At 61.5% G+C, this 12,483-nt stretch carries 16 protein-coding genes; 15 read left to right on the top strand and 1 reads right to left on the bottom strand.

Annotated features, from left to right (window positions below):
* Position 1: 1 nt before the first annotated feature.
* Entirely contained in the window at positions 2–436 is a 435-nt protein-coding gene (locus FGQ67_RS01745; RefSeq protein ID WP_118266158.1) for a hypothetical protein, read from the bottom strand.
* A 161-nt stretch (positions 437–597) separates the two neighbouring features.
* On the opposite strand from FGQ67_RS01745, the gene FGQ67_RS01740 reads away from it, so the two are divergent.
* The 15 genes from FGQ67_RS01740 (at position 598) to FGQ67_RS01670 (ending at position 12,418) form a co-directional block, all read left to right on the top strand.
* Positions 598–1,086 (top strand): hypothetical protein, encoded by a 489-nt coding sequence (locus FGQ67_RS01740; protein ID WP_138339735.1) that lies wholly within the window; start codon positions 598–600, stop codon positions 1,084–1,086.
* 11 nt (positions 1,087–1,097) lie between these two features.
* Positions 1,098–1,349: a helix-turn-helix domain-containing protein gene (locus tag FGQ67_RS01735; RefSeq protein ID WP_118266160.1), complete on the top strand. Its 252-nt coding sequence runs from the start codon at positions 1,098–1,100 to the stop codon at positions 1,347–1,349.
* A gap of 272 nt (positions 1,350–1,621) precedes the next feature.
* Entirely contained in the window at positions 1,622–2,575 is a 954-nt protein-coding gene (gene rsgA / locus FGQ67_RS01730; RefSeq protein ID WP_171025139.1) for a ribosome small subunit-dependent GTPase A, read from the top strand.
* A gap of 252 nt (positions 2,576–2,827) precedes the next feature.
* Positions 2,828–3,487, top strand: a complete 660-nt coding sequence (cpaB, locus tag FGQ67_RS01725; RefSeq protein WP_249934352.1) for a Flp pilus assembly protein CpaB — start codon at positions 2,828–2,830, stop codon at positions 3,485–3,487.
* A complete protein-coding gene (locus FGQ67_RS01720; RefSeq protein ID WP_138339733.1) occupies positions 3,487–5,136 on the top strand; it encodes a nucleotide-binding protein in 1,650 nt (549 codons plus the stop codon). The genes cpaB and FGQ67_RS01720 overlap by 1 nt, the downstream gene beginning before the upstream one ends.
* The gene (locus FGQ67_RS01715) at positions 5,133–6,461 is read left to right on the top strand and encodes a TadA family conjugal transfer-associated ATPase (protein ID WP_138339732.1); all 1,329 of its coding nucleotides are present in this window, start codon (positions 5,133–5,135) and stop codon (positions 6,459–6,461) included. Before FGQ67_RS01720 ends, FGQ67_RS01715 begins: the two co-directional genes overlap by 4 nt.
* Positions 6,434–7,360, top strand: a complete 927-nt coding sequence (locus FGQ67_RS01710; protein WP_138339731.1) for a type II secretion system F family protein — start codon at positions 6,434–6,436, stop codon at positions 7,358–7,360. The genes FGQ67_RS01715 and FGQ67_RS01710 overlap by 28 nt, the downstream gene beginning before the upstream one ends.
* Positions 7,357–7,998: a type II secretion system F family protein gene (locus FGQ67_RS01705; protein ID WP_138339730.1), complete on the top strand. Its 642-nt coding sequence runs from the start codon at positions 7,357–7,359 to the stop codon at positions 7,996–7,998. Before FGQ67_RS01710 ends, FGQ67_RS01705 begins: the two co-directional genes overlap by 4 nt.
* Before the next feature lie 10 nt (positions 7,999–8,008).
* Complete coding sequence (locus FGQ67_RS01700) at positions 8,009–8,242, top strand: hypothetical protein (RefSeq protein ID WP_138339729.1); 234 nt, start codon at positions 8,009–8,011, stop codon at positions 8,240–8,242.
* A gap of 296 nt (positions 8,243–8,538) precedes the next feature.
* Positions 8,539–8,769 carry a hypothetical protein gene (locus tag FGQ67_RS01695; protein ID WP_138113970.1) on the top strand — a complete coding sequence of 77 codons (231 nt, stop codon included), beginning with the start codon at positions 8,539–8,541 and terminating at the stop codon, positions 8,767–8,769.
* 1 nt (position 8,770) lies between these two features.
* Positions 8,771–8,989 carry a hypothetical protein gene (locus FGQ67_RS01690; protein ID WP_138113972.1) on the top strand — a complete coding sequence of 73 codons (219 nt, stop codon included), beginning with the start codon at positions 8,771–8,773 and terminating at the stop codon, positions 8,987–8,989.
* Complete coding sequence (locus tag FGQ67_RS01685; RefSeq protein ID WP_138113974.1) at positions 8,925–9,461, top strand: TadE/TadG family type IV pilus assembly protein; 537 nt, start codon at positions 8,925–8,927, stop codon at positions 9,459–9,461. The genes FGQ67_RS01690 and FGQ67_RS01685 overlap by 65 nt, the downstream gene beginning before the upstream one ends.
* Positions 9,433–11,586, top strand: a complete 2,154-nt coding sequence (locus FGQ67_RS01680) for a hypothetical protein (protein WP_249934351.1) — start codon at positions 9,433–9,435, stop codon at positions 11,584–11,586. Before FGQ67_RS01685 ends, FGQ67_RS01680 begins: the two co-directional genes overlap by 29 nt.
* Positions 11,586–12,062: a hypothetical protein gene (locus tag FGQ67_RS01675; protein ID WP_099432621.1), complete on the top strand. Its 477-nt coding sequence runs from the start codon at positions 11,586–11,588 to the stop codon at positions 12,060–12,062. The genes FGQ67_RS01680 and FGQ67_RS01675 overlap by 1 nt, the downstream gene beginning before the upstream one ends.
* Positions 12,059–12,418 (top strand): DUF192 domain-containing protein, encoded by a 360-nt coding sequence (locus tag FGQ67_RS01670; protein WP_232512976.1) that lies wholly within the window; start codon positions 12,059–12,061, stop codon positions 12,416–12,418. Before FGQ67_RS01675 ends, FGQ67_RS01670 begins: the two co-directional genes overlap by 4 nt.
* Positions 12,419–12,483 lie beyond the last annotated feature (65 nt).

Genomic DNA, 12,483 nt, shown 5'->3' with positions numbered 1-12,483 from the left:
TTTAGCTTGACATTGCTGTGTTGTTCAGATTCAGCCTCCAATCCGTGAAACGCATTTCAAACGAATCAAGCGTGGAAAGGTCGAACTCGGACGCTATCTTTCCTTCAGAGATGGCAAAAATTGAAGGATAAAACTCGAATGACGGCAGAAGCGCCTTAAGTGTTTCCCTATCAACTTCCTTTTGGCTCTTAGGGACAACGAGGATCTCGATGTCGTTCTTGAGACTCGGCGAAAGCGAGCGCTCTGCCGCACGGAGTTCTTCACAGGCCGGGCAGCCCTCCAGCTCAATTTGCACGATAAAAGATTCGCCTTTGCTTAATTTCGATCGAAATTCGGGCAATGAGATATTGATTGGATCGGAATTGGTTCGTACTGACGAGAAGAGGGCGAAAAGGGACAGCGATAAGATAAGGATAAGGACGGTTTGCTTTCTCATGGGTCCTCCAAACTCTATAAAGTCAAATTAATTTATATAAAACATTAAATAAAGATTCTTTAAAATGAACGGTATCGATTTGCCGGTAAATGGTTTTGAGCGAGAGCGGTTGGATTGAAAAGTACAATGAACGCAGGGAAATAAGGAAAAAAGGAGGAGAAATGAAAGATCGCGATATACATCTGCGGTTGACGACGAGTTTTCTGACAATCTTCTGTATCGCCCTGGCGGTTCAAGCGCTATGTTGCGTGGTGTTGTTCGTTCATCTTGCGAACCTGTTGCTCATCGAGGGTATCTCTGCGGTGAGCGGCGGATTTCTGCTCTTGTTTATGGTTAGCACGCTTTGCGACGCTGCAACGTTTCTTCTGTTTACGATTCTGACGGCGAAAGTCAGGCATGAGGGTCGTCCTTTTGGTAAGTGGCAGACCAGGATTTTGGTCGCGGCTGGCCTCCTGATGTCGGTAAAAGCCGTCATCAGCATCATATGGCCGACGATTCAATTGCCATACAGCAATGTTCTTGGAACGGCTGAGCCCGTGTTTCCCGAGTTTGATTTTCAATCGCTTTCTTACGGACTCGTTTTCTTTGCGTTGGCGGGGGTCTTTGAATACGGTAGGGTATTGCAGGAAGATGCAGACGAGATTCTCTAGGGGGTGGCACGGTGCCGATTGTTATGCGTCTTGACCGCGTGATGGCGGACCGTAAAATCTCGTCGCAGGAACTTGCCGAAATCATTGGAATATCGCCTGTTAATCTGTCTCGAATTAAAACGGGAAGACTCAAGGGGATCCGCTTTTCTACACTTCAAGCAATGTGCGAGGCGCTTCATTGCAAGCCCGGCGACATCATCGATTGGATGGATGATGACGAGTACGCCGCAGCATTTGGTAAGTCGGACGGAACAATGCGTTAAAATACCTGCTCAGTTGTGTGGTTTGGTGCTGGGAGGCGCTTGTGGGCAAGGCTAAGGCTAAAGCGAAGAAAAAGACGACGGGGGCGCGGGCTAAGCGCGATCGTCGTCGGAAGCTCGCGACCGAAGCCCCTGCATCTGCTGAGGAGTTGCTGGCAAGCGTGCCGGGGCTTGATGCGCTGCAGGATGTTCCGGCGTTCGATGACCTGCCGGTCGATGCGGCTCAGCAGGCTGCATTTGATGACTTTTGCGCGCAGGCCGAGGAGCCCGAGCAGATGCAGCTCGGTGCTGTGGTGCGCCTGGACCGCGGGTTTCCGCTGGTGGTGACTGCCGATGACACGTTTCGTGCCGAGCATGCCGTAGGGTTTGCCAAGTCGCGTGGCGAGGACGAGGTCTTGCTGCCCGCCGTGGGCGACCGCGTAGCGGTTCGCCGTGCTCCCGGGCACGACATGGGTGTGATCGAGTGCGTACTGCCGCGCCGAACGAGCTTTGAGCGTTGGCGTGGCCGTGCCCGCGGTGAGCGCCAGGTGCTCTGCTCCAACGTTGACAGCGTGCTGATCGTGCAGGCGCTCGGCGCCGGCGAGGTGCTGCTCGATCGCGTGGCGCGCTCACTGGTGTTGGCGCTCGATTGCGATGCCGAGCCAGTGGTGGTGCTCACCAAGGCCGACCGCTGCGAGGCCGATGAGCTCGAGCGCGATCTGGACCGCGTGCGCCGTCTGGTGGGTCCGGACGTGCGCGTGATCGTGACGTCTTCTGCCGAGGGCCTCGGCCTGGACGAGGTGCGCGCCTGCGTGCCGGCTGGGAGCTGTGCCATGATCTTGGGCGAGTCGGGCGCCGGCAAGTCGACGCTGCTCAACGCGCTACTGGGCCACGATGCGCTGGCCACTGGCGGCGTGCGCGAGCGTGATGACCAGGGCCGCCACACTACGGTTGCGCGCGTGATGGTGGCACTGCCGGGCGACGCCGGCGTGATCGCCGATGCTCCGGGCCTGCGCAGCCTGCCGCTTGTGGGCCACGAACGAGGGTTGGCGCGTGCCTTCCCCGAGATCGTCGAGGCGTCGCGTGCGTGCCGGTTTGGCGATTGCACGCACACTCACGAGCCGGGTTGCGCCGTTCGCGAGGCCGAGGACGCGGGGCAGATCGACAGCCTGCGTCTGGAGACGTTCCAAAACCTGGCGTCATCCATGCGCGTGAGTGCCCAAATGCTCGATCCCGATGTTCATCTGTAATTGATTTTTCCTATGACAGCCGCCTCCCAACTGCTTGGGAGGCGGCTTTTTTGCTGCCAAAGCGTCTCGAAATATGCGTTTTGCCGACGTTCTGACCAAAACCATGCCACGAGCTTGACGCGCTGGTCAGCTTTTGGTCAGCAATTGGTTTGACACGTAAAACCAAGATCGCGATTGCGCCGCTTTGCGCCCTGGTCGCCCAGACAATGGTGGTACGGGCATTTGCCCGGCACCGCCATGAGAGGAGCGGCCGTGAACAAGAGCAAGCGCATCACCATCAGTCTGGTCGCGGGCGTGCTTGCCGCGGCGCTCTGCATGGTCTACGGCTCGTCGATCCGCTCGCAAGCCGAGCAGGTCCAGGCCGAGACTTTGGCAAAATACGGCGGCGACCGCGTTGAGGTGTGCGTCGCGGCGCGCGATATCGATGCGGGCGAGACTCTCGACGAGACTAATGTCATAACTCAGGAATGGTTGGCCAGTCTGTTGCCGCGTGATGCGGCGACCGAGCTGCGTCAGGTGCGCGGCGACGTGACGACCTCGCGCATTCCTAAAAACGCCGTGATTTGCAATGTCTACACCAAGGCCGAGAGCCACAAGCTCGAGGTGCCTAAAGGCAAGGTTGCCGTTTCGGTGGCGGTCGATGCCGAGCACTCGGTCGGTGGTGCCACGGGCGTGGGCAGTTATGTGGACGTGTACGTGCAAAAAGATGGCGTGACCGATCGTTTGTGCGGCGCGTACGTGATCGATACCAGCGAAGATGCCGGCACCACGCGTGAAGGCAAGATCGAGTGGGTGACACTGGCGGCAGACCCCGAAGATGTCAAGGAATTGCTGGGAGCCTCGGGAAAGGGAACGGTCAGCTTGACGATTCCCGCCACGGCGCGCGGCAAAAAGAGCGGAGGCGACGAGTGATGAAGGCGATCTGGCTTGCGTGCTGCGCGTGCGGCGATTACGGGCTGCTACAGCAGGAAGTCGAGGGTCGCGATGTGGGCGCGCAGGTGCTTCGCGTGGGCGACCTGGACGGGCTGGTATCCATGGCGCGGGCGTTTCCGTCGCGCCGCGGTGCCGCCATCATCGCGGCGTCTCTGTTCGATACCGAAGACGTGCGGAAGACCGTTGCGCGCCTGACGGCCGAGGGCCGTGTGAGTCGTGTCGTCGTGTTGATCGAGACGCTCGACCCGTCGGATATCGAAGGGCTGTTTCGCGCAGGGGCGACCGAGGTCATCGCTGCGCACAGTTTGTGCGGCAACGGGCGCGCGGGCGAGGGAACGGTTGATTCCGATCGGCGCATGACGATTGAGCCCGATGCTTTTGTTGATAGGGAATCCGGGGCGCCTCGCGCTACAAGAGGCCCGCGTGTTGATGAATATGGAAAAGCGGAAGCCGAGCATGGTCGGCGCCCCCGGGACCCCCTTGCATACGATGACGCTGGAGGGCCGGTACCGTATGGCGATGACGTTCTGGCTGAGGATATGGGATACGTGCACGGCGTAAATCTGGCCGATGAGCTCGACGAGGTCGAGGGTTTTGCCGGGGCTGGCGAGGCGTGTGCCGCTGCGTCTTTGGCTTCGGAACCGCAGCCCGGGCAGCCTGCCATGCCGGCTTGGGCTCAGCGCGTGACCGCGGCGGGGGAGACGGGGATGTTATCGCCCGCGTCCGTGTCGCCGGTTCCTGCACCGTCAGCCCCCGCGCTGTCGGCGGACGCTTCGATTCCGTCGCGTCGGGCACCGATCGTCTGCGCCGTTTCGGGATCGGGCGGTTGCGGCAAGTCGACGATCGTTGCCACCATGGCGCATGCGGCGTCGCTGTTGGGTTTGCGTGCCGCTGTGCTCGACTTGGACCTCATGTTTGGAAACCTATACGATCTACTGGGTGTCGATGCCCCGCACGATATGGCGATGCTTATCGAGCCGTCGGCGGCGGGCGCACTTGCCGAGCCGGATATCGTGGCCGCATCGATGCGCGTCGCCCCGGGCGTCACGCTCTGGGGACCTGTCGCGGCCCCCGAGAAGGCCGAGCTCATGGCACCTCCGGTGGAGCTATTGCTCGATGTTTTGCGCCGCGAATCCGACGTGGTCTTTGTCGACACCTCGGTCTTTTGGGGTGATGCCGTGGCCGCCGCGGTAGCGGCGAGCGACCGTTGCCTGGTCGTAGGCGATGCGGCGGTATCGTCCGCGACATCCGCTTCGCGCGTCATTGAGCTGGCGAGCCGTGTGGGCGTGCCACGCACGCGTATGAGCGCCGTATTCAACCGGTTTGGTGCGCGCGGTGCCGACGAGGACGTCGCCATGCGCTTCGAGATTGCCTGCGCACTGAGCTCCAAGATCCGCATCGCCGATGGCGGTCAGGATTTGGCCGCGCTCATGGCATTCGGTCGCGCCGACGAGGCAGTGGGTCAGACGAGCGCTTTTGCGACCAGCGTGCGCGAGGCCACGCGCGAGATGCTCGTGGAGCTGGGCTGCGCCGTCGGTTCCTGGAGCGATATGGTCGCCGACCGCGCGACCCGCACCGAGCGCCCGCGCATCCGTCTTCCCTGGTCGCGTGAGGGTGATTCGCGATGAGTCTGCAGACGAGGATTAAAGCCGCTGGCGCGGCCGCCGCGGCTGCTCCCGTTGATGCGGGACGCCACCGTGCCGTTAAACGCCGCACCAAGCGTGCGGTGATGGACCGCATGGGCTACGACGAGGTGGCGCGCATCAGCGCCTACGTCGATTCGGCCCTTGCCCGCTCTGAGCTACGTCCGGCGGTGGAAGCGGCACTCAACGTGGAAGAGCCGACCGACTTGGCGACGCCTGAGCGTGAGATCATCGTCGACGAGATCCTAGATGACGTGGTGGGCCTGGGACCGCTGCAGCCGCTCATCGAGGACGACACCGTTACCGAAATCATGATCAACGGCTGTCGCTCTGCCTTTTTTGAGCGCAGCGGCGTTTTGCATCCCATCGAGCACGCGTTTGAGGACGACGAGCAGATCCGCGTGCTCATCGACCGCATCATCTCGCCGCTTGGCCGTCGTGTCGACGAGCGTAGCCCCATCGTCAACGCTCGCCTCAAGACGGGTTATCGCGTCAACGCGGTGATTCCACCCGTGGCGATCGACGGACCAATCCTCACCATCCGTAAGTTCTCGGACCGTATCTGTTCGTTGGACGAGCTTGTGGGGTTGGGGTCACTGCCGCTTTGGTATGCGCAGCTGCTGTCGTGCGCGGTGTCGTTGCGGCAGGACTTGGCGGTTGCGGGAGGCACGGGGTCGGGCAAGACCACGCTGCTCAACGCGCTGTCGTGCGAGATTTCCACCGGCGAGCGCATCGTGACGATCGAGGATTCCGCCGAGCTCAAGTTTGCACATCACCCACACGTTGTTCGTCTGGAGGCGCGTGAGGCGTCAATCGAGGGCGAGGGTGCGGTGACGATTCGCGACCTGGTGACCAATGCTTTGCGTATGCGCCCCGACCGCATCGTCGTGGGCGAGGTGCGCGGTGCCGAGTGCTGCGACATGCTGCAGGCCATGAACACGGGCCACGACGGCTCGCTCACCACGCTCCATGCGGGTACCGAGCAGGAGACCGTGGTTCGCCTGACGCTGCTTGCGCGCTACGGCATCGATTTGCCGAGTGAGCTTATCGAAGAGCAGATCGCCATGGCGCTCGACGGCATCGTGATGTCCGAGCGCCATGCAGATGGCAGGCGCTTTGTGGCCTCATATTCGGGGGTTCACCGCGGCGCGTCGGGCGGTGTTGAGCTCGAGCGCTACGTGACGTTCGATGCCGCCGAGCGCACCTGGACGCTCGACCGCGAGCCGCCGTTTATTGCGGAGGGCTTACGGTCGGGAACGCTCACGCAAGAGGAGGTGGACGAATGGAGATCGCTATGCCCCTCGTCGTAGGGGGTTTGGCGGGGCTTTCTGTCGCGACGGCGTGTGGGGCAGAGCCTCGTGTGCCGCGGATGCCGCCGGCGGAGCTGGCGCGCCAGACGCTCGAATCGATGGCGGAGAAGCTGCCGCGTGAGTTGGCGGAAAACGACCTGCTGACAAAGATTGCCCGCTCGTGGGTGTCGCTGATCCCCGCAGATCGCCTTGGGCTTGCTATTGAGGATAACGCGGCTCGTCTGGCATTTCTGCTGCTGTCGAGCGGTGTCTGCAGCGTTTTGCTGGCCGTTGCGTCGTTGTCGCCCATCGGCTTTGTCTTGGGGCTGGTGGTGCCGTTTGGCGTGGGTGCCGCGCGTGACACCTTCGATCGCCGACGCGAACAGCATGATGTAGAAGAGGCCATGCCCGAGGCATTCACAGCGTTATCCATGTCGCTTGCCTCGGGGCATTCGCTGGCACAGGGCATGCGCTTTGTGGGCGCCCATGCGCAAGAGCCGGTGCATACCGAGTTTTTGCGGGTGGCGGCGGCAATCGATTGCGGTATCTCGGCGACCGACGCACTTGATGACCTACTCGTTCGCATCGATGCCCCCGGCCTTTCGCTTGTCACCTTGGCGCTCAAAGTATCGCAGCGTACCGGGGCTCCGCTTGCCGGCTTGCTGTCCGAGGCGTCGGGCATGGTGGGTGAGCGCATTGAGCTCAAACGCCGTCTGGACGTTAAGACGTCACAGGCGCGTATGTCGGCACACATGGTCGCGGCGATGCCGGCGGGCATGTGCGCGGTACTGGCTTTGCTTTCGGCGGACTTTCGCCGCGGTCTTGCGACGCCGGCTGGTGCGGGCGCCGTGGTGCTGGGACTTGCCCTCAACGTCGTTGCCCTGGTAGTTATCCGGCGCATTATGCGGGTGGAGTTATGAGCGCCCTGGTCGGGGTCGCGGCTTGTCTGTGTGCCCTGAGCGTATTTGCCGCGACGGGTTTGGAGCGTGCGGATGCTCGCAAGATTGCAGAGACGTGCAAGCGTGAGGCGGTACTGGTCATTGCTGCGGGCTGCTCGGTGATTGATGCCCTGACCGCGCGAATGAAGGGCGCGATTGGGGCGGGCGGGCCGGCGCGGGTGTCGCTCGGTGAGGTGTCCGAGATGATCGACGTGGTGCGCCTGGGGCTTTCTGCCGGCCTTTCGTTTGACGCGGCGCTCGAGATTTTCTGTGCCAACCGTCGGTCGGTGCTGGCCGTCCGTCTTGAACGAGCTTGCATGGCGTGGCAGGTGGGCGTGGGGACGCGCGAGGCCGAGCTGTTGGCCGCCGCGCGTGATTTGGACGTGAGGGCGCTCGAGACCTTTGCCATCACGGTGGGGCAGGCGCTTGCCCTGGGCGCTCCGCTGGCCGAGACGTTGGCTGCTCAAAGTCGCGAGATCCGTGCGGCCCATCGCGCCGCAGTCGAGCGCGAGATCGAGCGCGCACCGGTCAAGTTGCTGATTCCCACCGGCACGCTTATCTTGCCGGCGTTGCTTCTGTCCATATTGGGCCCGCTGCTGGGAGCAGGCGGGATGATGTAGGGAGGAATACATGAACACGATGACCGACATTGCGGGCAAGGCTTGGAGCTGGGCTTTTTGCCGGACAATCCGCGCTCGCCAGCGTGCCAAGGCGCTGTTGCGGGAGGAGAGCGCACAGGGCACTACCGAATACGCCATCTTGGTCGGCGTGCTCGTAGTGATCGCGATTATCGCCATCGTCGCGTTTAAGAGCAAAGTCGAAGAACTATGGAACGCGATCAAAGACGGCATCAACAGCCTGTAGGAGGCAGGCGTCCTGTTGGTTCGCCGCTGGTGCTCGCCTGTTTGCTCGTGGCAATAGCGGTGACGCTTTGGGGACTGGGCGTTGCGCGACAGCAGCGTCCTGGGGCCGCCTTCGATTCGGGCTCAGATTCGGCGGTGGCGTCTCAAAAAGATGAGATGCGAGATGCGGACGATTCGGATGTCGCTGTCACGGCGCAAACCTTTCTGCGGACGCTCGACAAGCGGTCTGGCACTGCGACGGATTCGCCTGAGGACAACGCGATTACGGTCCGGCTTGCATGGTCTGAGGACCGACCGATGACCGAGGCAGCGGCGGATATGTTACGCGCCTACCGCGAGGTGCCAACGGCCCAGCTCGCCCTGAGCGGCTATCTTGATATTAAGGGCAACGTATGGGGCGCCATCGTGCGCGATGGGCGCGGCTGGGTCGATATGGTGACGGTTGCCGCGGATGCCGGCGATGCCTCGTGCCGCCTGCGCGTGATCCGCCTGAGCCCGCAGGCATCGAACTCAAAGGAGGGGTCGTGAAATGCATGACGTCCTGCGCGAGGAATCTGCCCAAGCGACTGTGGAATACGCCATCGTCACGGTGGCGCTGTTATCGATCGTGCTGGCGATTGTGGGACTTTGGCGTGCTGGCACCGATGGACGCTTGGCGGCGCTGGTTGAGCGGGCGGCATCCCATGGCGTTGCCTCGACGTCGGTTATCGACGCCGCTGCGGGCGCTAAGGACATCGCGTTGTATTGATATCGCGCGCGAGGACTGGGCGCAGTCTACGGTCGAGGCCGCTTTTTTGCTGCCGACGTTTCTGACGCTCATCCTTCTCGCACTGCAACCGGTGTGCCTGCTTTATACGCGCGCGGTCATGGAGTCTGCCGCCGCCGAGACCGCGCGGCTCATGATCACGACGACGGCGGAGGACGACGATCTTAAGGAGTTCACCCGCCGCCGGCTTGCCGCAGTGCCCAACGTTTCGATCTTTCATGCCGGCGGGCCGTTGTCGTGGGATATTGAGCTTAGCCGGGCCGATGCGGGTGGCGTCTCGTCCGTGTCCGTTTCCGGCGAGGTCAAGCCGTTGCCTGTGATCGGTGCGTTTGCGCAGGCTATGGGTGGTACCGCCGAGGGTGGCTACGTTGAGCTCAAGGTCGATGTCTCGTATCAATCACGTCCCGAATGGCTGGAGGGAGATTATGATTCGTGGATTGCTGCATGGGATTAAGCGTTTCTGGTCTAGACGCGTTTTGACGCGCCGTCCGAGCTGCCATCGCAAGCGAGGCGGCTTTATGGGCCGCGCCGGTATCGACCTGTTTATCGAAGACGGTGCCTACACCACGCTTTCTTCTGCCGTGGTCATCCTAGTGGTGCTCACGTTGTTGTTTTCGTCGACCGCGGCGATATGGAGCATGTCGCGCGCGGGGGACACCCAGGTGGCGGCCGATAGCGGCGCGCTGGCGGGTGCCAACGTGGTGTCGTCCTATCACACAGCCGCCACGGTGGTGGATGCGAGCATTTTGAGTTTGGGCCTGGCGGGGTTTGCCACGATCGGCACCGGCTTGGTTGCCATTCTCATTCCAGGCGCCGAGGTTGTCGGTAGCGATATCATCGATACGGGAACCCAGATCATTAAAACGCGTAACAAGTTTGCCAAAAGCGCGGCAAAGGGCCTGCAAAAGATTGAGACCGCCTTGCCGTACCTGGTTGCCGCGCGTGCCATGCAGGCAGTATCGGCGCAGGATACCGACGGCGTGACCTATACCGGTACGGCGCTTGCCGTGCCCAGGACATCCGAGTCGGATTTTGTTGCGCTCGAAGGATCCGAAATCTCGACCGATGCCATTAAAGATGCGTCGGAAGATCTGGAGCGCGCGGCCGAGGAGCTACAAAAAGCATCGGAGGAGACGGCGAAGGCCAAAGAGCGCGCCTGGCTAGCGGATTGCGGTGGATCGGATAAAGGTTCGGTCGGCAGCTGTTCGTGTATGTGGGAGCGCGCAAAAAGCCTAACGGATCTCTCCGGTGTTCATAATCCGCATTACTCATCGAGCATTACGTGGGAGCCTCAAGTTGCTCTTGATCGCTCGAAGGACTACTACCATCGGCGTCTGGCAAATGAGAAGCCCCAAGGCTCGAGTGTCGAGATGAAGGCAGAGTCTGCGGCGCGTAAGGCGTTTTATACCTATGCGAGCGCGGAAGTCGATCGGGCATATATAACCGAGAACGGAGACAGGGTTTCCTCCTATATTCCGCTGCTGCCGCGCAACTCTGATGAGGTTCGGGCGACGGAACTCTATACCGATGCGGTGTGGCCGACGAGCGTGAACGATGGCAAGGCGTATCTGCATTACGGGACGACCTGCCCTAGCTATAAGAAAGGAACGCCGAGCGGATTTGCTTCGGTTGCCGATTACGATGGGCAAGATAAATGCAGCAAATGCCATTTTGGCGTTTCGTCGCTTGGTGCTGTTGCGGCGCCTTCAACCTCTATCGAAAACGGCTTCGAGTATCACTTTGACAAGTTTAAAGACGCCCTGGAGGACTACGTCGACTGTCGCAACAAGGAGCTTGAGCTCGAGCGTCAGACCGAGGACGAAGCCGACCGTGCGGGCAATGCGTTCGATACCGCCATCAAAGAACTATCCGGTGAGCGTCCGCGCATCGCCCCGCCCGGTCGCAACGGCGTGGTCGCCTTTGCGGTCTCGGGCGATGTCACGAGTCCCGACGAGCTCAACTCTTCGTTTAACACGGCAGTTGAGCTTGGCGATCGTGGTGCAATTTCTGCTGCAGTGCTGGCGCCCGATGATGCGACGGCACAGAATAACGTTCTCTCGCGGTTTTTCTCGACGCTGGAGGAGCGTTCGGGCGGCGTTGCCGGCGTGCTCGATGGCGTTATGGATGTTTGGGGCCGCCTGCTTGTGGGGTACGGAGACATCCAGGGTGCGGCCGACGAGCTTATGGGAGAGCTGATCGGTGGCTTGGGAGGGGGTGGCGGCGCGTTGGGTTCCATCGCGTCCTGGCTCGGTGACACCGTCTCGTCCTCCGTGGCGGCGCTGGGACTCGAACCATGCGATTTACGTCTGCGAAAACCGGTGCTGACCGATACCGCCAATGTCATCAAAAGTCCGGGGTCCGATATCGCGGGCATCTCCAAAACTCAAAATACCCTGCGAAAAATCCCCTTGGGCGTGACTGACCCCAAGGCACTTTGCGAGGCCTTGGAATATCACGTCGAGCGCACCATCAGCGGCGCGGTGTTCACGCTTGCGGAGATCCCGCTGCCGGGAGGCGGCTCCATCCCGCTCACTGTCGATGTTGCCACGCTGGTGGGAGCTTTTGGCGGTGGGTCGTAATGGGCATTCGCGCGGGCTTGCGCGAGGAGCGTGCCCAGGCGACGGTCGAGATGGCCGTGGTCACGCCTGTCCTGCTCGTGCTGGCTCTCGTCGCGTACAACGTTATGATCTTTGCCGGCGCGGTCGCGCGCTTCGACCGCGTGGTGCCCGACATCGTGCTGGCGCACGCCGTGGCGCCGGGCGGGGAGGGTGACGAGAGCTCCATTGACGCTTCCGCGACCGTTCAAGCTCAGATTCAGGATGCCATGGAGAGATATGACCTACAGGTTGAGGTCTCGAGCGAGCAAGGCGCGGCGTCATCGGATGGTGGCCTGCTCTCTCTTTCTGGCACGTTTAGGACCTATACCTGCACCATGCACTACGAGCCGTGGCCGAGTTCGCTGAGCATCGCCGGCGTTTCGCTGGGGGCGCCGGCCGTGCTCACGCATGAGCGCGCGGTGACGGTCGATCCATGGCGTCCGGGGGTGGTCATGTGACCGCGGTCTCGTCCTATATCGCCTACGCGCGGGCGCTCAACAGGTTGGGCTGGACGCCGGCCGAGTTTGTGGTGGCGGAGTCGTTTACCGTGCGTCTGCGCGGCATGCTGGGACGGCGTCCGATTGCCGCCAGCGGACTGCCGTTTGTCATGGCGTTTCCGCGCTGCTTCTCGGTTCACACCTGCCTTATGACCTATCCCATCGACATCGCCTTTATCGATCGCAACGGCAATGTCCTTGCTTGCTGCGAAAACGTTCGCCCCTGGCGCACGTGCTCCCACCCAGGCGCCTGGGCAGTACTGGAGCGGCCTTCCATACTCGCTATACCTCCCGCCCTCCAACAAGTGCCGGCGTAAGAATTGGCGACAGCGGACTTTCGTCATACGAAATTGGGTAAGATGGAGGAGAAGATGCATGGATG

Origin of the sequence: Collinsella aerofaciens (assembly GCF_005845035.1) — a bacterium.
Lineage (GTDB): Bacteria > Actinomycetota > Coriobacteriia > Coriobacteriales > Coriobacteriaceae > Collinsella > Collinsella aerofaciens_I.
Note: the sequence above shows the minus strand (reverse complement) of the source record. Positions and strands in the feature narration are given on the sequence as shown.

What these genes read in the sequence shown, in the direction of transcription:
- FGQ67_RS01745 (WP_118266158.1), bottom strand. Translation starts at nt 436, where the DNA reads ATGAGAAAGCAAACCGTCCTTATCCTTATCTTATCGCTGTCCCTTTTC.
- FGQ67_RS01740 (WP_138339735.1), top strand. Translation starts at nt 598, where the DNA reads ATGAAAGATCGCGATATACATCTGCGGTTGACGACGAGTTTTCTGACA.
- rsgA (WP_171025139.1), top strand. Translation starts at nt 1,622, where the DNA reads ATGCAGCTCGGTGCTGTGGTGCGCCTGGACCGCGGGTTTCCGCTGGTG.
- FGQ67_RS01720 (WP_138339733.1), top strand. Translation starts at nt 3,487, where the DNA reads ATGAAGGCGATCTGGCTTGCGTGCTGCGCGTGCGGCGATTACGGGCTG.
- FGQ67_RS01715 (WP_138339732.1), top strand. Translation starts at nt 5,133, where the DNA reads ATGAGTCTGCAGACGAGGATTAAAGCCGCTGGCGCGGCCGCCGCGGCT.
- FGQ67_RS01710 (WP_138339731.1), top strand. Translation starts at nt 6,434, where the DNA reads ATGGAGATCGCTATGCCCCTCGTCGTAGGGGGTTTGGCGGGGCTTTCT.
- FGQ67_RS01705 (WP_138339730.1), top strand. Translation starts at nt 7,357, where the DNA reads ATGAGCGCCCTGGTCGGGGTCGCGGCTTGTCTGTGTGCCCTGAGCGTA.
- FGQ67_RS01700 (WP_138339729.1), top strand. Translation starts at nt 8,009, where the DNA reads ATGAACACGATGACCGACATTGCGGGCAAGGCTTGGAGCTGGGCTTTT.
- FGQ67_RS01695 (WP_138113970.1), top strand. Translation starts at nt 8,539, where the DNA reads ATGACCGAGGCAGCGGCGGATATGTTACGCGCCTACCGCGAGGTGCCA.
- FGQ67_RS01690 (WP_138113972.1), top strand. Translation starts at nt 8,771, where the DNA reads ATGCATGACGTCCTGCGCGAGGAATCTGCCCAAGCGACTGTGGAATAC.
- FGQ67_RS01685 (WP_138113974.1), top strand. Translation starts at nt 8,925, where the DNA reads ATGGCGTTGCCTCGACGTCGGTTATCGACGCCGCTGCGGGCGCTAAGG.
- FGQ67_RS01680 (WP_249934351.1), top strand. Translation starts at nt 9,433, where the DNA reads ATGATTCGTGGATTGCTGCATGGGATTAAGCGTTTCTGGTCTAGACGC.
- FGQ67_RS01675 (WP_099432621.1), top strand. Translation starts at nt 11,586, where the DNA reads ATGGGCATTCGCGCGGGCTTGCGCGAGGAGCGTGCCCAGGCGACGGTC.